Genomic DNA, 24,485 nt, shown 5'->3' with positions numbered 1-24,485 from the left:
GCATTGTTAACTAGTATCCTGAGCCAACAAACACACATTAATGGTAAAACACTATTAGCATAGTGCATACATTAAACTATCTTATCAATATTATGAGGTCTTGACTGTCAATGAATCTGTCATTAGTTAATAAATATGTTAGTCCTGAATTAAGACATTTTTGGGAAATACTTCATGTTTTGGTCAGCCGCAACGTCAATGTTCGTTATCGAGGCTCATTTCTGGGAATATATTGGTCATTATTCAACCCTTTAATCATGACTGCATTATATTCAGTCATTTTTGGCAAGACATTCTCTCAGTATTATGGGTCAATTTGGAACTATATCCTAGCTGCCTTTACAGGGTTAGTAGTAATCAATTTCTTTTCTTCCTCTACATCACAGGCTCTAGTCAGTGTTGTTGGTAATGGTAGCTTACTAAATAAAATCCGTTTACCTGTAAGCGTTTTCCCGATTTCCATGATCGCCGCAAATATTTTTCAGTTTGTTCTGGGACCTTTTCTTCTTCTAGCGATTGTTGCATTAATCAAATCAAAAAGCTTGATTAATGTCTTCGCTATATTTTTACCATTCATTGCATTGGTATTATTTTGTATTGGTGTAGGATTTTTTGTAAGCGCCTTGTATGTCTTTTACAGGGACTTGCCATATTTTTATGAACTATTGGTCTTTATGCTCTGGATTAGCAGTCCTGTATTTTATCCCGCCGAGATCGTGCCGAAATCTGTTCAGCCATTTGTGAATTTAAATCCATTATCTCCAATTATTGAAAGCTTTCGTCAAATAACTCTCTCTGGCAATCTGCCAGATGTTACGCTGATCTTGACCGCACTCTTAAGTGGTATGATTTTTGCAGGATTTGGCTTCTTGTACTTTCAGCGATCTCGATCTCAGTTTATGGATTTACTCTAGGCAAGGAATATTTGAATCTAGGTTGATGCACTAAAATTTTGTACAGTTATTCATTTAGAGTATATAAAGCGTTGACACCACAAGAGTTTAGTTTGCTACTCATGTCAGTTTTGGCGAGTGTGGGGGGGCAGTTCTTCTTAAAATTAGGTGCAATAAAATTAGGAAAAGTTAGTGTTAGCAACGCTTTTGGTCATATCCTCAGTATTATTACAATACCTGAATTAATTGGAGGACTGGCTTTCTATGGGCTAGGGGCTTTGACCTATATCCTCCTTCTTACTAGAGTTAATCTTAGTATAGCTGCTCCTTCTGGTTCATTAATCTATGTTTTTTCTGTAATGCTTGGATACTTCTTCTTCAAGGAATCAATACCTCTTAGCCGTCTATTTGGTTTGAGCTTTATTATGCTTGGAGTAATACTAGTAGTCTGGAAAAAATAGCTTTGTAATTGCAAAAAATTTCTTAAACAGTAGATTCTTTGATATTATGATCTTCACGTTACATTTTCAAGGTTCACAATCGAAAATCATGGATTTACGATAGATGGAAGTTATTCGGCTAGAACAGGTTAGTTTGTGGCGCAGAACTCAAGAAGAGTTTTCCTACGATCTCAAGAAAACTATACTATCTGTATTAGAAGGTAAATATCGTCATCCTGAAAGAAAGCTAGTACTTGATAAGATTGACTTTGTGGTAGAGAAGGGTGAGAAAATTGGGATTATTGGTGGTAACGGCGCTGGTAAATCCACGCTACTAAAAGTAATTTCTGGGATTTTAGAACCCAAAATTGGCACGGTTAGGGTACGTGGCAATATCGCCCCTTTAATTGAATTAGGGGCTGGGTTTGATGCAGAAATCTCAGTCAAGCAAAATATTCTCTTGTACGGGGTGCTTCTAGGCTTTTCTAGAGCAGAAATGACAGAAAGAACAAAATCGATACTTGAGTTTGCAGAGTTAGAAGAATACGAAAATGTCCCTGTGAAAGGACTTTCATCAGGTATGGTAGCTCGCCTAGCATTTGCGATCGCTACAGATGTTCAGCCAGATATCTTAATACTAGATGAAGTTCTATCTGTAGGAGATGAAAGTTTCAAGAATAAATGCAAGAAGCGTTTAGATAAATTTTGGGATTCTCATGTGACTATCTTAGTAGTGTCTCACTCCATGGAATTTATTCGTGAATCTTGTGTAAAAGCAATTTGGATGAATAAAGGCACAATAAAATTAACTGGAGACGCAAATAAAGTAGTTGAATCATATCTTAGTAATGTTAACCACTCTGAATTGATTGTTTAATAATTACTATGCTTCAAACATATTATTGCGATGAATACAAGCTATCAATTTCTTATCTAAATCAATTTAATAGCTTCGGTCGATTAACATTAGAATAAATCAGATAAATTAAGATGTATTTGTAATTTAATCTAATGTCTTGCATAAACATTTAAAGAATAACTTTTAAACGGTTAGGTATTTATGAGGCAATCAAAACAGCTAGAACTGTTACAACAACTTGAAGTAGCTCAACAAAAAATTGCAGCTATGGAAAGTAGTAAGTTTTGGAAGCTAAGAAATGCTTGGATTAAATTTAAAAAATTTTTAAAATCAGAGCCTAATCAATTTGATAATGCTTTAGTTGACTCTGACAATCTGGGGATATCAAACTCAGAAGCCTACAATAATTCTACTCCTGCTCAAATAGGTACTATAAATGAGCAACCGCGTAATCAATGGATTGAGCAACAACTTAGAGAGTTACCTGCTGGATTAAGGATACTAGATGCTGGGTGTGGTGAACAACAACATCGAAAATCCTGTCAGCATTTAAACTATGTTGGTCAAGACTTCGATAGCTATCATGGACAAGGAGATCTTAAAGGACTGCAGATGGGGAATTGGGATCAAAACAATATTGACATTGTTAGTGATATAGTATCTATCCCTGAACCAGACCAATCTTTTGATGTTGTTTTATGCTCAGAAGTATTTGAGCATCTCCCAGATCCATTAGGAGCTTTACAAGAATTTGAGCGTCTACTTGTTCCCGGCGGCAAACTAATTTTAACAGCTCCATTTTGCAGTTTAACTCATTTTTCCCCATATCATTTTTATTCAGGATTTAACAGATATTTTTATGAGACAAACTTAAGAAAATATGGTTTTGAGATACTTAAGATAGAAACCAATGGAAACTTCTTTGATTATGTAGCACAGGAATTAAGGCGTGTAAATTATGTTGCTCAGCGATATGCCAATTATAATTTTTCTGAACTAGACCATAATACAATTTATCAGTCATTATCTCTTTTAGAAATTATTAATCAAGAGAATAATAATTCTTCGGAATTACTATGCTTTGGCTATCATGTATTAGCAGAAAAACAAAGTGTTAATTAGTGTCAGTTGATAAAGCCATGTTAAATATCATTATTTTTAGTAAAAACAGAGCTTGTCAGTTAGATCTATTACTAAGAAGTTTAAAAATATATCTTCAAGATTGGCAGTCTTACTCTGTCCATATTATTTATAGTTACACTAATAATGAATACCAACAAGGTTACGAAATAGTAAAGCGGCAATCCCCTTCATTCAACTATTGGTCAGAATCACAAGAGCAGGTTGCCGCTGATTCCTTTAAAAATATAGTTCTAAATTGCCTTAGGAATAATCAGCCTTATACAATGTTTCTGGTTGATGATTTAGTCTTTAAATCATTTGTCGATCTGACAGATACAACATTTCAAGCATTTATTAATGACTTCAGTATTCTTTGTTTATCATTGAGACTTTCTCCCCAAATTAAATACTGCTATACTTCAAACATCTTTTCACCTCCTCCCTCATTTGAAAATGATCTTGTATGGAACTGGCAAGAATATCCTAAGAATTCAGATTGGGGATATCCTATGTCCCTTGACGGCCATATATTTAGAACATCAGAAATTTACGATCTTGTTGTCTTTAACAGAGCTTTTAACAACCCCAATACTCTAGAGACACAGCTAGCACTTAGACCTCTATCCTCGCCTCAAATGATTTGTTATGCTGAAAGTAAAATTGTTAATATACCAGCTAATAAGGTTCAGAATATTTATAGCAATCGTCATGCTCAGATGTCTGATTTAAATGATTTAAATCAGCAATTTTTAAATGGTTGTCGGCTCAGCTTAAAACCAATTCTAGACACTAAAAATACTTCTGTTCATCAAGAAATACCTCTATGTTTTTTTGATATCCCCAAAAGTGATTCTAATATTTCTGTTGTTATTTATGTTTCAGCCAAGGATAATATTTCAAAATTAATTTATCAAATTGAATCTTTGCTTTGCCAAACAATTTTCCCAGCAGAGATAGCCTGTATATTTAATGAAAGCACTTTAGAAGTAGTCCGAATTTCAGAATTAATTAAAAAAATTTATTCAAACATAAAAACAGTTTTTAATCCTGATCTTACTCAAAATGAAGTATATGTCAAGCAAGCAATTGATACAGACAATAAAACATTTGTTCTGCTAGATGTTAACAAATCAATATCATCTACCTTTATTGAGGATTACCTTAACAGCCATAGCATTGAAATTGCAAATGTCAATTTTTATGATTTGCAGGAGTTAAAACATCAGCAAGAGTCTCTGTGCTTTAATCTAGAACAAGTTAAATCCCAGTTACAATTTCAACTTGAATTTACAAACCCTCAACTGCGCTCTCAACTACAGCAAACCGAATCTCAACTACAACAAACAAAATCTCAACTACAACAGACAGAATCTCAGCTACAACAAACAAAATCTCGACTACAACAAGCAAAAATTAATTTAGAGGCAATACAAAGCAGTAAATTCTGGAAAATAAGAGAAAAGTGGTTCGATTTTAGAAGACAAATAGGCTTAATCAATGAGGATCAGGGTTTATCGTTACAGACTCTCTATCAAATCCTTATCAATAAGTTTAATGCTGAGAAAGATATTTTAGTAGAAATTGCACAAGAGCAATGGGATAAAAATACTCCACTGGTTAGTATAATTATCCCTTGCTACAACTATGGTCAATATTTAGAGGATGCAATTGATTCAGTTCTAGCTCAAACTTTCACAAACTTTGAAATTATTGTTGTTGATGACGGGTCAACCGATCCAGATACGATAATGTTATTAAACAGTTTAAACAAACCCAAAACAAAGATATTTAGAACTAACAATCTCAAGCTTCCTGCAGCTCGCAACAATGGTATCAAAGAAGCGAAAGGAAAGTATATTTGCTGTCTAGATGCTGATGATTTGCTTAAGCCTACATACTTAGAGAAATGCTTGTTTAAGCTCGAAACTGAAAATGTAGATGTTTGCTATACGTGGGTTCAAGAATTTGGTGATAGTCAAACTACAATACCAACTAAAGAATTTGATATTGACTCTTTAATGACTCAAAACTGCCTACATGTTTCAGCAATGTTCAAGCGTGGTATTTGGGAGACTGTAGGAGGCTACAATGAGTCAATGGTTGATGGTTATGAAGATTGGGATTTCTGGTTAGCGATCGCCAAAGCCGGAGGGACGGGAGCTAAAATCGATGAACCACTATTTTTGTATCGAAAGCATGGACATTCAATGATATCTTCTGCTCTTGAAAAGCATGATGATTTATATAAACAAGTAAAGAATAATCACAAAACGCTATACATTAATAGGAAGACCATTAAAGAAATTAAGCGTAATCGAAAGAAATATATTGTCAATAATAGCTTTGTAAATTTACAGCCTACTTTTCGAGAGAATTCTATTGAAGAGAGCAAGAAAAACAATATTTTGTTTGCTTTGCCTTGGATGACAACTGGGGGGGTCGATACAGTAATTTTGCAACTGATTAAAACATTAAAGACTCAAGGCTTTGATGTAACAGTTTGTACAACATCTAAAGCAACTCCAGACATGGGTGATAACACTTCAAAGTACGAAGAGCTTACTCCAAAAATATACGATCTATGCAAATTACTTAAACCTGAAATCTGGAAAGAGCTAGTTTTTTATCTAATTGAATCTCAAAGTATAGAAATTATTTTTCTTTCTGGCTCAAGCTACTTTTACGAAATATTGCCAGATATTAAAGATAAGTTTCCAGACATTAAAATTGTTGATCAACTATATAATGAATTTGGACATATCAACAATAATCGTAGATACTCTAGCTTCATTGACATGAATATTGCTGAGAATGAAGCCGTTGCAAATTGTCTTCTCTTAGAGCATCAAGAGCAATCCGATAGAGTTCGTTTAATTAACAACGGAGTCGATACAAATTATTTCAACCCTAACACAGTCAATAATATTGAATTAGTTGATGATTTGGTTCCCAAAGACAAGTTTATCATTTCTTTTTTAGGCAGATTTTCACAGGAAAAATGTCCCAAACTGTTTGTGGAAATTGTAAATCATTTAAAAAACGATGATTTGCTTTATTTTGTTATGGCTGGCAATGGCAATTTGTATCATGAAACATTAGAGCTAATTAAAAGATACGGATTAGAGAATAAAGTATATCTACCTGGCTTTGTAGACACAAGAAACTATCTAAAAATCTCTAATTTACTTGTGTTGCCATCTCAAATTGATGGGAGACCAAATGCTGTTTTAGAGAGCTTATCGATGGGTGTACCTGTTATTGCCTCATCAGTTGGTGGGTTGACGAAAATCATTAAGGATGAATACAATGGATTTCTATGTCCATCTGGTGATGTAGAAAGTTTTGTAAATTGTATTCAAAAAGTGATTGCAAACAAGGAACTTTATCTAAGCATGAGGAAAAACGCAAGAAATTACGCTGTAGAGTTTCTTGATGTTAATATTGTCCAAAGTAAATATATAGGCTTGTTTGAAGAATTATTGATTCAAAATATATTTAGGTAAAGTGAATAGTTAATATTAATTATTATTGAAAAACAACTTGTGATTTACTAAAGGTATACATAGTGAAAATTGGAATTACTGGAGCATTAGGTTTTTTGGGGTCATACTTGTTAAAATATTTAATGAATCTAGAAAAGTATGAATTGTTCGCTTTAAGCAGAAATATATCACCAGAAAAAATCAAAAGTTGTGGCAAAGTAGTTTGGATTGAGGGAGATTTAAGCTCTAATCAAATTTGTGCAGATTTTGTTAAAAATCTCGATTTAATCATCCATCTTGCACATACTAATACACCTCTTACTTCAAACAAAGATATTTCTAGTGATACATTACTAAACTTAGTTCCTACACTCAATTTATTACAAGCAGTTCGAGACTATGGATCATTTCCTCATCTAATTTATGCCAGTAGTGGAGGCGCTATTTATAAGCATTCTCCCAATTGTCAATCTTTTAAAGAATCTGATCCCTGCGAACCTTCATCTTCTTATGGAATTCAAAAACTTACTGTTGAAAATTATTTGCGTTTGGGTGCAGAACAAAGTTGGTTAACAGCCACCTCCCTCAGAATTGGCAACCCATACGGAGTCTTGCTACCATCAGAGCGTATGCAAGGTTTAATCGGAGTAGCTTTAAATCAAGTTCTTCATCGACAACCAGTAAAAATTTACGGCGATCCTAATAATGTCAGAGATTATATTCATTTAGAGGATATGTGTCGTATGTTTGAGCTGGTTATACATAAACAATCCTCCTTTGAAGTTTACAATGTGGGAAGTGGAAAAGGCTATTCAGTTAATCAAATCTTAGATTTAATAGAAAAACTTACTGGTGTTCCCATAACAAAAGAATTATGGCAAACAAGCCAGACTACTAATCAGTTGCCATCATGGATAGTATTAGACATAAAAAAATCTTATGAGAATTTATCATGGGAACCTTTAATTAAACTTGAACAAGGTTTAGCAGCTTTATGTGAGCAAATACTATGGAATCAGTAAAGGTTTCGGTTTTACTCCCAGTTTATAATGGAGGTTTAACTTTATCTCAAGCGATCGCATCCATCCTTTGTCAGAATATGACAGAGTTTGAATTAATAATTATTGATGACTGTTCCACTGACAACTCTGCTTCTATTATTCGTCAATACGCGGAGAAGGATTCAAGGATCAACCCAGTTTTTCATGATGTCAATATAGGACTAGCTAGAACCCTGAACGAAGGGCTTAGCTTAGCGCAATCAGATTTTGTTGCAAGAATGGATCAAGATGACGAATCTTTGCCCCAACGTCTTAGAATTCAGCATGATTACATGCATGGTCATCCAGAGGTTACAGTTGTTGGCAGCTATGTTTATCACATGGGAGCTAAGCAAGAATTTGATCGCTTAGTAGAACTTCCATCTGAAGCTGAACAAATCAAACAAACCCTGTTGCAATATAACTGTATGTATCATCCTTCAGTGATGATGAGGCGCAATAAAATTTGCGACCTTGGTGGTTATCAGGCTGAGTTTAAGAATGCTGAAGATTATGATCTGTGGCTGCGAGTTAGCAAGATATATCCCCTAACTAACATTACAGAACCACTCCTAAGATACCGATTCTCCGTCACAGGAATGACGCTGAGTCGAAAATGGGAACAGTTGTTTTATGTGTACCTTGCTCAAGCTTGCCATGAAAATGAGATGAGGTCAATGGAATTTGCGAATTTAAAAGCACAAGAAATGTTAAAGAAGATGGATAAAGCTTACTTTCTTAGAGAAGTTGCTAATGGTACAATATCAGAATTATTAAAGCTTAAATTATGGAGAGATGCAATTGATTTGACTTGGAAATTTTCTATTGATGTTGGAGTTAAGAAATCAGTACATCTACTAATGCGTGTCGTAAAGTCATACCTTATACCGCATGTTTCCTAGACTACATTTAGTAGAAGTAAACAGTTTAAATCTTTAACTTCATTTCCAAACACTTGTTTTTCATTCATCAATAAGATAGCATCTACATTATTGTTAAATTTTAGATATATCCATACGATTTAAATTACCTTATGAAAGATTTAATAAGATCTATTCAAGACCTCTTTTCATCTAAGTCAAATGTTACTACTTTGCCAGTAGCTGAGGAGAAAGATAATATCATGTATAAACAGATTCAAGAGTGTAGAGATGCTCATGACGTTCTTCTTAGTCCAGACGTAACCTATTTCGACTTAGCAGAACAACCTTCTTCCATGGATGATCAATGGGATAAATATATATATGTAAATATTAAAGATTTTGATTTAAGTATTTGTATTGATCTTGCTTCAGGACATGGGCGTAACACAAATAAATTAAAAGAATATGCAAAACAAATTCATCTTGTCGATGTCAATAAAAGTTGTATAGATGCTTGCAAGAAGAGATTTGGAGAGAGAGACGAAAAATGCTCTTTCTTTTATTATGTGAATGATGGTCACACCTTGAAAGAGATTAGTAGTAGCACTATCCAATTTATCTATTCTTGGGATGCGATGGTTCACTTTGATAAATTAGTCGTCAAGGATTATATTAAAGAATTTTTCAGGGTTTTGAAATCTGGTGGCTATGGATTTGTCCACCATTCCAATTACGGTGTGATCAATTCAAGCCATGATTGGATGCAAAATCCTGGGTGGAGAACGAACATGACTGCAGAACTATTTGTTGACTATTGTAATGAAGTTGGGCTAAAAATTGTCAAGCAGCAATTTATTCATGACAATTTAGACTGTATATCGATCATCTTTAAGCCATAAAATGAAAATTGCACAATTGACCAAACCAAGTAACTTATCTATCTATTCAACATTATTCCTATTAGTTGTTCCAAGTATTATATGGGCAGGTTTAGATCAGAGAGTTTGGCCTTGGGATCAAGCTTGGTATGCTCAAGTATCAGTAGAGTTATTCTATCGTTTAACGCATTCTCCTTTAGAATGGTTTAAAGATATGATTGCGGCTTTTAGCATTAAAGCACCCGCAGTATCTTGGTTAGGTCAATTGTTTGTCCCTTTTGGTCAGATTATTGGTTCAATTGAAGTTGGTTTACTGTTATCGATTGTACTAACTCAATTTACTGTTTTATTGCTCACATACCATACGATTTTAAAGTTAACGAATAGTCGTTTAATTTCTCTGATTTGTTGTCTTTTTGCTTCTTCTGCACCTTTATCAGTAGCCTTAAGTCACCAGTACCTCGTTGAGCCATTACAAACTACTTCTGTGTCTTGGACTATCCTAATTATGGTTTTTAGTCCTCAGTGGAAAGCGAGAAGAGTATTGTTGCATTTAATCAGTGCTATTTCACTAGGAATGCTTGCTAAGGTAACTTATCCTTTATATACTTTTGGGTCAATACTTATAATTGTCTATTATATATTTAAAAAATCATTCCAAAATAAGTCTTCAGACCAGCTAAACTCAAAAGAATTAAGTCTTTGGTCAAGTCATAAGCCTTTGTATATTTCTACTTTTATTCTATTGACTAGTTTTTTACTATGGTATGGGAAAAATCTCCAGAATATTCTGTATTTCTCTATCCAAGCATCTTCAGGCGAAGCCTCTCTACTGTATGGTGAAAAAGCTAGTTTCTTATATAAACTACACTACTGGTTAGGGGCATTTCAAAAGAGTTTTTTTGCACCCATTACCCTGTTTCTCATGATTGGTGTTTTAATATTAGCCTTAGCAAAAAGTTTTTATGATTTTAAAAAGATAACTAAGACACCGAGACTGGGATATTTTGATCTGACAACCATTGTTTCCTTATTGCAAATAATACTGGTTTTAGCTTGCTTTAGTTTTCAGGTTAATCAAGAAAATAGATATCTGCTACCTTTATTACCTTACTTAGCAGTATTAATAGCTTGGATGCTGAAAAGAGCAAGGCAAAAGTTATTAGTATTTTTTACTGGATTTGTACTGGTTTTACAACTATTTGTAGTTCAAACACAATCACTAGGTATTACTCCAGAAGATCCTAATTTATCATACTGGTTGTATCCAATTGATAGAAGTAGTACGAATAAGCAATTACTATCTAAATTAGTAGACACTACTTGTAAAAATGAAACCGAGAAAGATAGGTATAACATCATTGGTTTAGAGCTTCCTTGGTTTAATGCTAACTCAGCATCATATTTTTCTGCTCAACAACAACTAAAAAAAGAATTTCGTTGTTACTACACTTCATTGGGATATGCTGAAAAGGATATGGACAGAGCTTGGGCAAGACTTTTTGACTTAAATATAAATTACTTTGCTACTTTGCAGCCGCGATCGCAAGCCGAAGCTGCAAATCCACTTAATTTAGTTTCTCTACCTATTCTTGAACGTATTCAAAGAAGTCAGAAATTTACAAGAGAAACATTCGCTGACGATCAATCACATGTACTATTGTATAAGAAAGTTAATCCCTAGATTTTAGATCTTCATGTTTACCTACAAACAGCTTCAGAAATGGCGAAATAGAAACTCATATTATTATCAAGACATAGAGTTCTTTTACCAGTTTTGGGTTCAGCCACGCACTAATATACTGGAAGTTGGCAGCGGCTTAGGTGATTTGCTAGATAAAGTAAAGCCAGATTATGGGCTGGGGATAGACGTAAATCCCTTGGCGGTTGAAAATGCTAAACAAAAATATAATCATCTTGAATTTGAAGCTATTGATGCTGAAGAATTTATAAGCAATGATTTGTTTGACTATATATTACTAGCAAATACGATCAGTTATGTTGGTGATATTCAGAGAGTTTTTACTAATCTCTCAAAAATGTCTCATTCATCAACTAGAGTGATCTTAACTTTTCACAACCCTGGATGGGAATTGGTTCTTAGATTAGCTACATTCCTTAAACAAAGAATGCCTGTATCTTCTCTGAATTGGCTAAATTTGGAGGATATTGAAAACTTATTTAATTTGGCGGGTTTTGAAGTAATTAAACATGGTAAAAGGTGCTTACTCCCTAGAAATATTCCTCTGATTTCATTTATTGTTAACAAGTTTATTGCCCCTTTACCTATATTTAATCAGATCTGCTTAACCGAATATATTATTGCTAGACCGCGTATTAATACCTATGAAGCTCAAGAAAATGCCAGAGAGTTGACTTGCTCTGTAATCATTCCAGCTCGTAACGAGTCAGGAAATATTGAAAGCTGTATTACTCGTATGCCAAGGCTAGGTAAGCATACAGAGATTATTTTTGTTGAAGGACATTCTAATGATGATACTTGGGAGGAGATTCAGCGAGTAAAAAACAAGTATCAAGATAAATGGGATATCAAGACTTGTCAGCAAACAGGTAAAGGCAAGGGTAATGCTGTAAGAGAGGGTTTTGCCATGGCTCAAGGAGACATCCTGATTATTTTAGACTCTGATTTAACTGTTCGCCCAGAAGATCTAATCTATTTCTTTAACGCTGTCGCCTCAGGCCGTTGTGAATTTGCTAATGGATGTCGCTTGATATATCCTGTGTCTGAAGATACGATGCCATGGTTAAATCGTATGGCAAATCGTTTTTTTGCTTGGTTGCTATCGTATCTATTAAATACAAAGATCAAAGATTCGCTCTGTGGAACCAAGGTTTTAAAAAAAATTCACTATGAAAGAATTGCTCAAAACCGCAGTTATTTTGGAGATTTCGATCCCTTTGGCGACTTTGACTTACTTTTTGGAGCTGCCAAATTAGGACTACAGATTCAAGATATTCCTGTAAGGTACATGCCTCGTACGTATGGGCAATCAAACATTCAACATATTAAAGAAGGTTTAGTCTTATTGAAAATGTGTTTATATGCAGCTCAAAAGATAAAGTTTATCTAGAATTTTAGTCATCACTACTAACTATGTTACAAGAATTAATCCGTATTTTAAAACTACCAGAAAAGCAGCAGATTAAGAGCTTAGACGACTCAGAAAACATATACATTCTTAGACAAATTATCCAAAGAAAAATATTTTTACGCAATATCTATTTATCCTTTTATAGAACATTTATTGATATATTATCAACACTTAAAATCAAAGGAGAAGTGATTGAGTTAGGAAGTGGAGCTGGATTTATCAAAAAAAGCTTACCTTCTGTCATAACGTCTGATGTTATTGCTTATGAGGGAGTAGATGAGGTTTTCTCAGCTTTAGATATACCTTTTGAAGACAATAGTGTCAGTGCATTTTTGATGATTGATGTTTTACATCATATCAAAGATTCCCGTTTGTTCTTTCAAGAAATGCAACGTTGTTTGAAGGTTGGTGGAAAGGTAGTAATGATTGAGCCAGCTAATACAATATGGGCAAGGTTTATATATACTAGATTTCATCACGAGCCTTTTGATGCTAATGGTGGTTGGGGTTTTGAAGAAGGAGGTCCGCTATCTGGAGCGAACATGGCTATACCTTATATAATTTTCCAGAGAGACATCAGTCAATTTAAGTATGAATATCCTAACCTTAAAATATGCTCTATCTCATTTCATACGCCATTTAGATACCTAATAAGTGGCGGCTTGTCATTTCGTCAGCTTCTTCCTTCATTTACTTATCCCATAATAGTTTTTGTTGAGTTTTTGTTGACTCCTTTAAATCAATTTTTAGGAATGTTTACAACTATTGAACTGGAAAAGATAAGTTGAATGGAGAAAAGCTTTCTTGCTTTTTCGCTACCCACCAAATATTGAATCACAACAATTAGTTATTCTAATGTATGAGATATATTTTATTCAGGAATTACTATACAAAAAAGCAAAAGCTAATCTGCTGAGCACTCGAAAAACTAGCAAGAAAATTTCAAGAATAAAACACTTTAAGCTAATTGCTTAACATTAATTTTCTTTTAATGTTTATACATACAACATATTTCAAAAATTTAAGTTTCGTATAATATAGGATTGTAAAATGAAAGCAATTGTTATAGGCGGTTCAGGATTCATTGGCTCTTATATTACTCAAGAACTAGTCAAACAAAATATTTCTACAAGTGTTTATGATAATTTCTCAACTGGCAATATAAAAAACCTTAGTTCAATTAGCTCGAAAATACAAATTATAAAAGCAGATGTCACTGATTTAGATCAGCTTAAAACATCAATGAAAGGGATGAATTATGTATTTCATTTAGCAGCTCAGACATCAGTAACTGAATCTTTGGTAGACCCATTTTCAACAAATCAAATCAATAATACGGGTACATTAAATGTGCTTTGGGCTGCATTACAAGCCAAAGTTTCAAGAGTAATAATTGCTTCAAGTTGCTCAGTATATGGAGATGTCCATCAGCCTCCGTTACAAGAATCTTATTTGCCTAATCCTAAATCTCCGTATGCTGCCAGCAAATTAATAGCAGAAGCATTAGCTGAGAGCTTTTACCATTCTTATGGTCTAGAAACAATATGTCTAAGATACTTTAATGTATATGGCTTACTTCAAAGAGCTGATTCAGATTACGCAGCAGTGATTCCTCGTTTTATAGAATGTTATCGCAAAAAAAAGGCTCCTCAAATTTATGGTTCTGGGCATCAAAGCCGAGATTTTATTCATGTTTCTGATGTAGCTAGAGCTAACATCTTTGCTGCAAAACTATCAAGCAGTATAGCAAGTAAAAATCGAGTTTTTAATATTGGAACAGGCTATCAAACAAGCCTTTTAGAGTTACTTGATGTAATTCGCAAACAGACAAATTACTACTTAGAACCTATTTTTTTAGAGTCGCGACAAGGTGAAGTTAAGCATTCTTGTGCCAATATTGACTTGGCCCAAGAGAAACTTGGATTTCAAGCTTTAGTAAGTTTAGAAGAGGGGATTAAAACACTATTATGAAAATAGTCTATGTACTCACAACTAATTTGCTGTGTGGTGGGCATATAATAGTTCTCCAACATGTTTCTCGACTAGCTAAGAGAGGTCATGATGTCTCCATATGTATCTTAGATGAGACTATACCCACAAAACCAGCTTCGTTCTCTTGGTTTCCCGATTTTGACTGTCACGTTATTCATCCAAAAGATTTTCCTGAAAATGTTGACATTTGTTTTGCGACTTTCTGGGATACATTAATACAAGTTCTTAAATTGCCTGCAAAACACAAAGTTTATTTTGTTCAGTCAGATGAAACCCGTTTTTATGATGATCTAATCATGAAAAACTGGGTTGTTTTGACTTATTTATGTAATATTCATTATATGACTGAGGCAAAGTGGATTGTTAATTGGCTTAATGAAAACTTTGGACATCAAGCTGCCTATATTCCTAATGCTATTGATACTAATATTATTTATCCAGACAAACCAATTGCGAAAAAAAGAGAAGATAAACTAAGAATATTAGTTGAAGGTACGATAGATTCCCCTTTCAAAAGAGTAAAAGAAGCAATTAAAGCAAGTGAGGGATTAGGTTGCGAAATCTGGTGTGTTTCAAATGGTGGTAAACCTTCCCCAGAGTGGAAGATTGATCGCTTCTTTTATAAAGTTGACTTTAGTAAAATGAAAAGGATTTACTCTAGTTGTGATATTTTAGTTAAACTTAGCAATGTAGAAGGTTTTTTTGGCCCACCTTTAGAAATGATGGCTTGTGGTGGCGTATGCGTTGTTAGTGATGTTACTGGATATGATGAATATATCAAGGATGAATATAACGCTCTAGTCATACCCAATGGAGACATTGATCTAGCTCATCAAGCCTTAAAGAGACTAATTGAAGATAAAGATTTATATAGGAGACTCCAGAGCAACGGACAGATAACAGCTAATTCTATGCAGTGGGAGGATTCTATTGATAAGCTTGAGTCTTATTGCCAAGGGCTCTCTTCTCAGCCTAGATCATCTCATGTGAAAGGCGAAAGAATTGAAGTTTTGCGGAAATTACTAACAGATTATTACTTTCTAAAATGCGAAAATCCAGAAATAATTAATTCATATAAATTATCAAGATTGGAATATATTGTGGTTAACAATTTCAAGAAAATTAAGCAAATAATTCCCTTATCTATAAGGCTAAAAATCAAAGCAAGAATCAATAGAATTATTAAAAAATAGTTGTTTACTCCGTAATATGCAGACTAAAGTAGCAGCCTACATCACATGTTATCAAGATCAAGAATCTGCCAATAGATGTATTCAATCTATCGGATCTCAATCAGTTCAAGTTAAAGCTATTTATATAGTAGATAATTCCAATGAGCCATTGCTATTAAATAATAAAAATGGTCTGTTATTGATTCATCATCATCCTGATAATATCGGAATTGTTGAAGGTATGGTAAAAGCTATTGAATGGGCGATCGCAGAAGGATACGACTTCCTATGGACATTTGATCAAGATAGTGTTCCCGCACAAAATTGCCTAGAAATATTAATCGCTATATATAATGAATCAACACAACAAAATAATTACAAAGTTGGTATTGTTGCCCCAACTCCTTCCGATCCTAGAACAGGTGAAATTATAGAAGGTGCAGTTTTTTATAGCGATCGCTTTCAAGGAATTAAACATAATAGTAATGTTGATTTCTATGAATGCGATTCACCCATAACATCAGGCTCCTTAATTTCACTAGCTGCAGCCCAAGAGCTTCCTCCGCCTTGCATAGATTTATTCATCGATGGTATTGACCTAGACTATGGATTTAGGCTAAGACAAAAAGGATTTCACAATCTGATTTCTAGTAAAGCTACTATGCATCACAATTATGGAAATCCTATCAAAGTGATGTTTATGAATAAATATCGCTATATCCAACAATACTCAGCTTTACGTCATTACTATATTTGTCGTAACCATACTTATTTAGAAACGCGATTTTCTCAAGGTTACTATCGTTTTACTAGCTTAATTCAACGATTAAGATATATGCTAGTTAATATTCTTTGGATTATTCTTTACGATTTTGATAATAAGCAATTAAAAATATGGGCTTGTTTGTTAGGAAGTTATCATGGGCTTGTTGGTAAGCTTGGGAAAATTTGGCAATCTAAATAAATAAGTTCTTTAAACATGTACTATAGATTTAAGTTTGTTTGTCTTAATAATAGACAATTGCCACTTACTCCTTAAAAATCAGTTATGCCAAATTTCAAATATTATTATTCACAATCATTTTGCAAAAAATAATATTTCTAAATTTAAATTCGTAAAAACAACAAGTATTCAATTAATTTAAATGCTACTAACGGAAAAAGTTGCCATTGTTCTAGCTACTTATAATCCCAATTTACAATACTTCCAAAAACAGATCGATTCAATAAAAAAACAAAGTTTTGAAAATTGGGTTTGTCATATTGTTGATGATTTTTCTTTAGTAGAGTTTCAAACATCCATTCAAAGACTTGTCAATGATGACTCACGATTTATTTGTCACTTTCATAGTCATAATCTTAATCATTATTATAATTTTGAGCGCGGTTTAAAATATTGTATTGAAGATGAAACGATCAGCGCTATAGCTTTGTCAGATCAAGATGATATTTGGTATCCTGAGAAGCTTGCAATACTTTTAGAAAAGCTAAGATCGGAACAGGCAGTTTTGGTACATTCCGATTTAAGAATGATAGATCGTGAAGATAAGATAATTAGTCATTCTACTTGGGGATTTGAAGGGCGTAATCCAGAAAAACTATCGATCGATCTACTATTACTCTGTAATGTAATAACTGGATGTTCTTTACTATTTTGTACTTCTATAGTAAGGGATATACTCCCGTTCCCGAATCAAGACAAAATTAATTGGTATCACGATTGGTGGATAGCTTTAGCTGCAGCTCAAAAAGGTAAAATAGAGCATGTTCGCCAACCATTAGTTATGTATAGAATTCACGGCTTAAATAATGTAGGAGTAACTAAAGATTCAGGAAAATTTTATCGTGAAATATTGTCTTTAACAAGTAAAAAATTTAAATTTACTCGCAACAGCTATTTAGTCCGAAGAAACTTCAGCAAACTATTCTACGAAAGATTTAAAGAAGAACTGGATGTTTTAAATTGGACTAATCCCTTCGACGATAAAAATATAGACTTAGGATTAAAAGTAATTAGGTTGTTATGTAAAAGTATTACTTCAGGATATAATGCTGAAGGTGTTGCTTTAAGAATTTGGTGTTTAAAAATTTTATTTGACATCCAGAAAATCAAAGAATATTGTTTAAAGCTCTGTACTGCTAAGTCCAGATAGCTTTGAAATCCTTATTCTACAATATTGCTAAGCAGTGAAAATATGGCGATCGCTTATTCAGAGACAAGTGCCATATTTAAAGGCTCTTAAAATAAATAGGAAAAAGAAATAGCATGTCACTAACTGATTTCGTTTCAATTATTTTAGTCAACTTTAACGGAGAAGATGTTTTGGTTGATTGTTTAAGCTCTTTAGAAAGATTTATTCCTAAGGATAAATGCGAAATTATTCTGGTTGACAATAATTCTCAAGACAATAGTGTAAATCTTATTGAAAGTAAATTTCCTAGAATTAAGCTAATTAAATTGTCTCAAAATCTAGGCTTTGGAGCTGGCAATAATGTTGGAGCAAAGGAAGCCAGAGGAAATTTCTTGTTTTTATTGAATACTGACACGATAGTTACGAGTAACTTTTTGCCACACCTAGTGGAATTAATGGTTAAAAACTCAGATGTAGGTGTTATTGGTACTAAGTTGATTTTTCCAGATGGGCATTTCCAGATTTCTTTCTCACCTGAAATTGGGATAATGGGAGAAATTAAAGCTAAAAAAATGCATAAAAATGCTAAAGACAAAAACGGTTTAAATCTTATGGAACAGGATTTTCGAGATATTAAAAATGTAGATATCGTTGTTGGGGCTGCTTTTTTCATCCGAACAGATTTATTTAATTTATTAGGAGGATTTGACGAAAGGTTTTTTATGTATTTTGAAGAATCTGATTTATGTCAAAGAGTTAGGAATAAGGGATATAAAATTTTGTACACACCTTATGAACCTATAATTCATTTGAGAGGGCATTCGGTTAAAAAATCTTCAAATAAAATGTCTTTAGAATATAGGCGCAGCCAAATTTACTATTATTATAAACATCGTCCAATGTGGGAAATATTGATTTTAAAAGCATATTTATTTATTAAATTCTTATATGAATATATCAAAACACCTAATTTCTATAATTTAGAAATCATAAAATTAGTTTTTACCTATCAATAATTTTGTCTTTATTAATTAATTATTCATTCTTGTTAACTAAACCTACTGGCACTACAAATTATGCTCTTAATCTTTTACCTCATTTAAAAAAAATTGAACCAATAGTTTTGACCTCGCAATCTTTACCTAACTATAATTGCTATTACACTCCTGTTAACCAAACTTCAGAACAAGGATTTGAAGGACATCTGCGTCGATTGCTGTGGATACAATTCCAGTTGCCCAAAATATATGGAGAGCTAAAATCGCAACTTTTATTTTCACCAATTTCAGAAGCCCCGCTATGGTCAAAATGTCGTAGTGTCATCATGGCTCATGATTTCATTCCCTTACGGTTTCCTAAAAAGTTTTCTCCACTTACCGCATACCATCAATACTACGTTCCACAGGTTCTAATTCAATCAGAACATATTGTTTGTAATTCCCAATCTACAGCTAAAGATATTGTTGAATTTTGCCATATTACAGCTAGTAAGATTACACCGATTCTTTTAGCCTATGATTCTAATCATTTTCGACCATTAGGGGTGTCTCAGTTACGATCACAAACTCATCAATATTTTCTATACATTGGTAGACACGATCCCTATAAAAATATTAGCCGCCTATTTTCCGCCTTTGCAAACCTGCGATCAAGTCATGAATACCAACTTTGGCTAGCAGGACCTTCAGACAATCGCTACACTCCAGCTTTAAAGAAACAAGCCAAAGAATTAGGCATCACGGATCAAGTGAAATTTCTGGATTATGTTCCTTATGATGATTTGCCTAAAATAATTAGTGGTGCGATCGCCCTAGTATTTCCATCATTGTGGGAAGGTTTTGGGTTGCCTGTACTTGAAGCAATGGCTTGTGGCACGCCTGTGATTACATCGAACCTTTCATCGTTGCCAGAGGTTGCAGGCAACGCAGCAATTTTAATCGATCCTTACAAAGTAGAAGAAATTACAGATGGAATGCAGGCGATCGCTAATGATGCAGGATTGAGATCTCACCTTTCAGAGCTTGGACTAGCTAGAGCTAGTCTATTTAGCTGGGAGAAAACTGGACAAGAAACCGCAGAGGTTTTAAAGAGATTTATGTAATATCTTTAAAACCTCTGCGGTTTCTATATTGTGACCTCAGGAATGTCAGCGATATTGCTAGGGATAAAACTAGTTAACACATCGCCCCGATCGCAGCGATCGCGGAACTCACAATAATTACAATCAGGACTATTAAGCGGTAATTTGGGGTAATTAATGGCTTGGTTAATTTCTGTCAAAATTTGCTTTAACTGGGTTTCAGTACTTATATACTCCGCTTGAGAGTATGGAATAATTACCGATTTGGCTGTATTGGCAAACCAATAGGTCATTGACAACTGCTCAGGCGCATAGTTAGTTGTTTTAGCTAGTAGATATAGATAAAGTCGGGTTTGCCAATTGGTTTTTAGTTTTTCAGCAGCGATCGCCACCTGATGGGTTTTCCAATCGAGGATTTGCGCCTTGCGATCGCCCAAAATCAAAAAGTCGTAAATTGCAGTTAAGACAAAATACGCTTGACCACAATCGCTATTCTCACTATGATGCAGCGACATTTCGATTGTCATTTCTAATGTGCGTCGATGCTCACAGAGGCGATCGCCATCAATCATTTCTGGTGGTTGATGCTCAAAGGCAGCTAGCCACGATTGCAACTTCGGATCGCTACTTGCTAGTGACAATACATCCAGCCCTAGTTCTTTTTGCTGCATCAGCAAGTGAAAATTTGACCCTAACAGCAAATTTTTTTTGCGCTGCAAATCAGCTTCGGGTAAACTCAACTCCTCTAAAAAACTATATTGATATCTACGCCGACAAATTTCCCAAATATTGAGATGTCCTTGTGAAATTGAGGTAATTGGCGAAATAGCTGTCATTGCAGATTTGCGTTCTTGTAGTACCATATCGTCAAACGATCGCCATCATCCATGAATACACCCAGATGACCGCACCTGTCATTCCTAACTCTAATTCTTCGATGCGCCGATTTCTAAAAATCGTCAACCTGCGTCCAGACGAAGCTGAACGCACGTTTTTGATGTTTTTATTTTACGGTGCAACATCGATTGGAGCGGTATGGCTTGAGTATTCTAGCTCTACCCTATTTCTCGAAGCCTATACAGCCGAGAAATTGACTTGGGTATACATCGCTACAGCTTTTGTGGTGACGGCTTTTGGGGTTTTTTACTCATGGTTGCAAAAACTATTTCCTTTGCGTTGGGTGATGCTGGGCATTTCCTGCTTGCTTGCATTACCCCTGCCCGTAGCATGGATGGGGCTGATGCAACAAAAAAACACATTTATATATATAGCAGCCGTATTTGGGATTCGCCTATGGGTTGAGGGTATTTATGTACTTAGCAATATTAATAATGATATTGCGGCAAACCAGTTATTTAATATTCGGGAAATTAAGCGCGCTTTTCCCTTGATTAGCACAGGAATTATTGTTGCCGAGATAGTAGGTGGTTTTTCCTATCCATTTTTGGTAGCTTGGGGAGGCGGGGCGGCAAATATGACCCTTGCCACTTGCTTGATGCTAGGGATCGGTTCTTGCGTATTATTTTATCTGAGTACCCGCTATAAACAAGCTTTTCCTAACTCTGTATATAACAGTGAAGAAGATAGCGAAATTTCTACCCGTACTCTCAAAGGCAATATCCGCAAGTATGTCTGGCTCTTGTTTGGCTTCTTTATTGCTGCCCAAGTTTTATTTTTCATGATTGAGTTTCAGTATCAGTCCCAACTGGAAATTCATCTTAAAACTGAAGAAGCGATCGGCAGCTTTCTAGGGATTTTTGGCGGCATTATGGGAGTCTTCAAGCTTGCCCTTCAGCTTTTTGGCTCTAGTCGAATTATTGAACGAATTGGCGTATTTTTTGCGGTTCTGATGCCCCCGATAGGCATCATCATTACAGGCACGATCGCAGGGTTTGCGCCGTTTGGGGTGTTAACAGGCTTTGTGGTTCTGAAATTCTTTGATGAACTATTTCGTTTCACGATTGTAGCGGCGACTGCGCCGACACTTTTTCAGGCTGTGCCAGATTTGTTTCGCAGCCAGATCCAATCCTTTGTTAGAGGCATCGCCGATCCTTTAGCAACAGGTGGTGCAGGGGTTTTGATTTGGGTTGTTAGTGAAATTTTTAGGCGAAATAATATCAGTGCTGATATTTCCGCCCATTGGTTTGCGGGAGTCATTGTGATTGTCGCTATTGTTTGGGTGGTGGTTATTTGGTTGCTACGACGAGGCTATTTGGAGCTTTTGATCCAGAGTGTGGAGCGTGGGCAACTGAGCCTGTTAACTGTAGATACGCGCGAAGTACGTCGGGCGGTATCGGAGTCGATGACCAGAGCCGAAACTCAAACTGAGCAATCGGTCTGTATTGACCTGTTGACACAAATTGTGCCGCAAGCTGTGGGCGAGACCCTTGCGCCGATGCTTTCGCAGATGACACCAGATTTGCAAGCGCAAAGCATTGAAGCAATGCTAGAAAATCCTGAGCCTAGATATTTGGCTTATATTCGCGAGGTGATGCAATCACCTAATGCATCACCTCAGGTACAAGCTTTATGCTTACGCTACGTGTTGCTGGCTGATGAAAAAAATCGCGATATTGACGGATTACGGAAATATCTGGGACCAGAACAAAATCCAATTATTCGTGGTACTGCGGTGGCTTTGATGATGAGGCTAGGGGCTTCGTCACAGGTTGCAGAGGCAACTAATACTTTGCGGCATATGATCACCAGTTCATCACAACCTGAGCGAGTGCTGGGCTGTCGGGCATTAGCAGAGGCGGCTTTTATGCAGTCTTTACGTTTTTATGTGCCACAATTATTGCAAGATCCATCGATTGAGGTGCGCTGTGCATTGCTCAGAGCGATCGCGGCAACCCGCGCTAGTGAATATTTCCCTTCGATTATTCGTGGGTTACATTACAAAGCAACGCGCAAAGCTGCCCATGAGGCTCTCGTAGCTCTTGGAGATGATGCAATTCCATCATTGCTAGAGCTATCCTTTAGCGATCGCAGCCCTGACAATGTGCGGATACAGGCTTGGGATATTTTGGGGGAAATTGGCTCTCAAGCTTCAATTGCGGTACTTGCCAATAATTTAACTAAATCTTGGGGTAAACATCGACGACAAATCTTACGTACCCTGATTCGGATTCCTCAAGAGCAAGGCATTGAAGCGATCCTTGAACTAATGGGGCGAAGTGGTATTGAGAAAATGGTAATTCAAGAGTTAGGAGTGATGACTGAGGCTTGGGCAGGAGTAGTAGATATTTCTATTGATCAAGTTTCAAGTACAGAAGCTGGTCTATTGATCGATTCTTTGCAGAATGAAGCGATCAATAGCTTAGAGCGAATTTTTCTGATGATGAAATTACTTTATTCATCATCAGCAATTCAGGCGGCGGCTTTTAATATTCTGTCTGACTCTAAGAGCAGTCTTGCTCGTGGCATGGAAATTTTAGACAATACAGTTGACTTGAGTGTTAAGCAAATTATTTTGTCAGTGGTTGATAATCGCTCGATCGCGGACAAATTAAGTATCCTCGCCAACATTCATACTTATGAGCCTCTGTCACCATCTAGTCGATTACAACAACTTGTAGATTTGCGCTATTGCTTATCAGATTGGACTTTAGCTTGCTGCTTTCATGTGGGGCGTATAGAGCACTGGAGATTGCCTGCGGATGCGATGTTGAAATGTCTAGAACATCCCACAGGTTTCGTCAGGGAGGCAGTGATCTCTTATTTGCAAGTTGCTTCGCCGCGATCGCTGATCAAGGTTTTGCCGCATTTACTCAAGGATCGCGATTCTTTGGTACTTGCTCAAGCAAGGGCTATTTCCTATTACTTTCAAAATAATGGCAAAAACATCCTAAATCTAAGTGATAATTTGCATGACAGTCAAGATTTAGATACTGAAATAAGAGCCAGAATGGGCGGCAAACCAAATAGGGATGGGGAGTCTTAGGCGATGCTAACCAGTATTGATCGATTACTATTAGTGCGCGGAGTTCCGATTTTCAAGGAATTGCGCGATGACTTTTTGGTTCGCCTTGCTTCGATCATGAACGAGGTTTCCTATCCATCTGGCAAAATAATTTTTTCACAAGGTCAGGAAGGGCGATCGCTATATATTGTGGTTGCAGGTCGGGTACGGGTGCATTTGGGGGATAAAGATCTTGCCATTTTAGACAAAGGTAGTTGCTTTGGTGAAATGTCACTATTTGATGCGGAACCGAGATCGGCTTCGGTAACGGCTATTGCTGGTTGTGATTGTTTAGTGCTAACGCAGCAACAATTATATGAAGCGATCGATGAGACTCCTGATATTGCTGTAAATATTATTCGTTTGCTATCTCGTCGCATTCGGAGCCAAAACATAAAACTCAATGAGTTAGAAGCTTCTGTTACCATGCCAGCCAAGAATTAGTGGCGTGGATCTTT

General features: G+C 35.4%; 20 protein-coding genes. 19 read left to right on the top strand and 1 reads right to left on the bottom strand.

Going from position 1 to position 24,485, the window contains the following annotated elements; genetic code table 11:
* Positions 1–110: 110 nt before the first annotated feature.
* The 17 genes from APA_RS03710 to APA_RS03630 all read left to right on the top strand — a co-directional run bounded on the left by APA_RS03710 (position 111) and on the right by APA_RS03630 (position 20,087).
* Positions 111–914, top strand: coding sequence for an ABC transporter permease (locus APA_RS03710; protein WP_201320964.1), 804 nt, complete (start codon positions 111–113; stop codon positions 912–914).
* A 71-nt stretch (positions 915–985) separates the two neighbouring features.
* The gene (locus tag APA_RS03705) at positions 986–1,354 is read left to right on the top strand and encodes an EamA family transporter (RefSeq protein WP_201320963.1); all 369 of its coding nucleotides are present in this window, start codon (positions 986–988) and stop codon (positions 1,352–1,354) included.
* Between the two features lie 103 nt (positions 1,355–1,457).
* The gene (locus APA_RS03700; RefSeq protein WP_201320962.1) at positions 1,458–2,210 is read left to right on the top strand and encodes an ABC transporter ATP-binding protein; all 753 of its coding nucleotides are present in this window, start codon (positions 1,458–1,460) and stop codon (positions 2,208–2,210) included.
* A 183-nt stretch (positions 2,211–2,393) separates the two neighbouring features.
* Positions 2,394–3,314, top strand: coding sequence for a methyltransferase domain-containing protein (locus APA_RS03695; protein WP_201320961.1), 921 nt, complete (start codon positions 2,394–2,396; stop codon positions 3,312–3,314).
* Complete coding sequence (locus APA_RS03690) at positions 3,314–6,817, top strand: glycosyltransferase (RefSeq protein WP_201320960.1); 3,504 nt, start codon at positions 3,314–3,316, stop codon at positions 6,815–6,817. Before APA_RS03695 ends, APA_RS03690 begins: the two co-directional genes overlap by 1 nt.
* Positions 6,818–6,879: 62 nt before the next feature.
* Complete coding sequence (locus APA_RS03685; RefSeq protein WP_201320959.1) at positions 6,880–7,818, top strand: NAD-dependent epimerase/dehydratase family protein; 939 nt, start codon at positions 6,880–6,882, stop codon at positions 7,816–7,818.
* A complete protein-coding gene (locus tag APA_RS03680) occupies positions 7,806–8,738 on the top strand; it encodes a glycosyltransferase (protein WP_201320958.1) in 933 nt (310 codons plus the stop codon). The genes APA_RS03685 and APA_RS03680 overlap by 13 nt, the downstream gene beginning before the upstream one ends.
* Before the next feature lie 131 nt (positions 8,739–8,869).
* Positions 8,870–9,598, top strand: a complete 729-nt coding sequence (locus APA_RS03675) for a class I SAM-dependent methyltransferase (protein WP_201320957.1) — start codon at positions 8,870–8,872, stop codon at positions 9,596–9,598.
* Between the two features lies 1 nt (position 9,599).
* Positions 9,600–11,261, top strand: coding sequence for a hypothetical protein (locus APA_RS03670; RefSeq protein ID WP_201320956.1), 1,662 nt, complete (start codon positions 9,600–9,602; stop codon positions 11,259–11,261).
* Positions 11,262–11,274: 13 nt separating this feature from the next.
* Positions 11,275–12,669, top strand: coding sequence for a glycosyltransferase (locus APA_RS03665; RefSeq protein ID WP_201320955.1), 1,395 nt, complete (start codon positions 11,275–11,277; stop codon positions 12,667–12,669).
* Positions 12,670–12,692: 23 nt separating this feature from the next.
* A complete protein-coding gene (locus APA_RS03660; RefSeq protein ID WP_201320954.1) occupies positions 12,693–13,478 on the top strand; it encodes a class I SAM-dependent methyltransferase in 786 nt (261 codons plus the stop codon).
* Between the two features lie 262 nt (positions 13,479–13,740).
* The gene (locus APA_RS03655; protein ID WP_201320953.1) at positions 13,741–14,661 is read left to right on the top strand and encodes an NAD-dependent epimerase/dehydratase family protein; all 921 of its coding nucleotides are present in this window, start codon (positions 13,741–13,743) and stop codon (positions 14,659–14,661) included.
* Positions 14,658–15,875, top strand: a complete 1,218-nt coding sequence (locus APA_RS03650; protein ID WP_201320952.1) for a glycosyltransferase family 4 protein — start codon at positions 14,658–14,660, stop codon at positions 15,873–15,875. Before APA_RS03655 ends, APA_RS03650 begins: the two co-directional genes overlap by 4 nt.
* Before the next feature lie 16 nt (positions 15,876–15,891).
* On the top strand, positions 15,892–16,818 hold the full coding sequence (locus APA_RS03645; RefSeq protein ID WP_201320951.1) for a glycosyltransferase: 927 nt from the start codon (positions 15,892–15,894) through the stop codon (positions 16,816–16,818).
* Positions 16,819–16,999: 181 nt separating this feature from the next.
* The gene (locus APA_RS03640) at positions 17,000–18,007 is read left to right on the top strand and encodes a glycosyltransferase (RefSeq protein WP_201320950.1); all 1,008 of its coding nucleotides are present in this window, start codon (positions 17,000–17,002) and stop codon (positions 18,005–18,007) included.
* A 113-nt stretch (positions 18,008–18,120) separates the two neighbouring features.
* The gene (locus APA_RS03635) at positions 18,121–19,002 is read left to right on the top strand and encodes a glycosyltransferase family 2 protein (protein ID WP_201320949.1); all 882 of its coding nucleotides are present in this window, start codon (positions 18,121–18,123) and stop codon (positions 19,000–19,002) included.
* The gene (locus tag APA_RS03630) at positions 18,999–20,087 is read left to right on the top strand and encodes a glycosyltransferase family 1 protein (protein WP_201321023.1); all 1,089 of its coding nucleotides are present in this window, start codon (positions 18,999–19,001) and stop codon (positions 20,085–20,087) included. The genes APA_RS03635 and APA_RS03630 overlap by 4 nt, the downstream gene beginning before the upstream one ends.
* Positions 20,088–20,110: 23 nt before the next feature.
* On the opposite strand, the gene APA_RS03625 is transcribed toward APA_RS03630, so the two are convergent.
* The gene (locus APA_RS03625; protein ID WP_201320948.1) at positions 20,111–20,929 is read right to left on the bottom strand and encodes a PD-(D/E)XK nuclease family protein; all 819 of its coding nucleotides are present in this window, start codon (positions 20,927–20,929) and stop codon (positions 20,111–20,113) included.
* Here APA_RS03625 and APA_RS03620 point away from each other — a divergent pair.
* Entirely contained in the window at positions 20,902–24,009 is a 3,108-nt protein-coding gene (locus APA_RS03620) for an MFS transporter (RefSeq protein WP_236579393.1), read from the top strand. The two genes, APA_RS03625 and APA_RS03620, sit on opposite strands and share 28 nt — an antisense overlap.
* Before the next feature lie 3 nt (positions 24,010–24,012).
* Positions 24,013–24,471 carry a Crp/Fnr family transcriptional regulator gene (locus APA_RS03615; protein ID WP_201320947.1) on the top strand — a complete coding sequence of 153 codons (459 nt, stop codon included), beginning with the start codon at positions 24,013–24,015 and terminating at the stop codon, positions 24,469–24,471.
* Positions 24,472–24,485: the final 14 nt, after the last annotated feature.

This window comes from Pseudanabaena sp. lw0831, from assembly GCF_016584665.1.
GTDB lineage: Bacteria > Cyanobacteriota > Cyanobacteriia > Pseudanabaenales > Pseudanabaenaceae > Pseudanabaena.
This window is presented reverse-complemented; position numbering and strand designations above follow the sequence as displayed.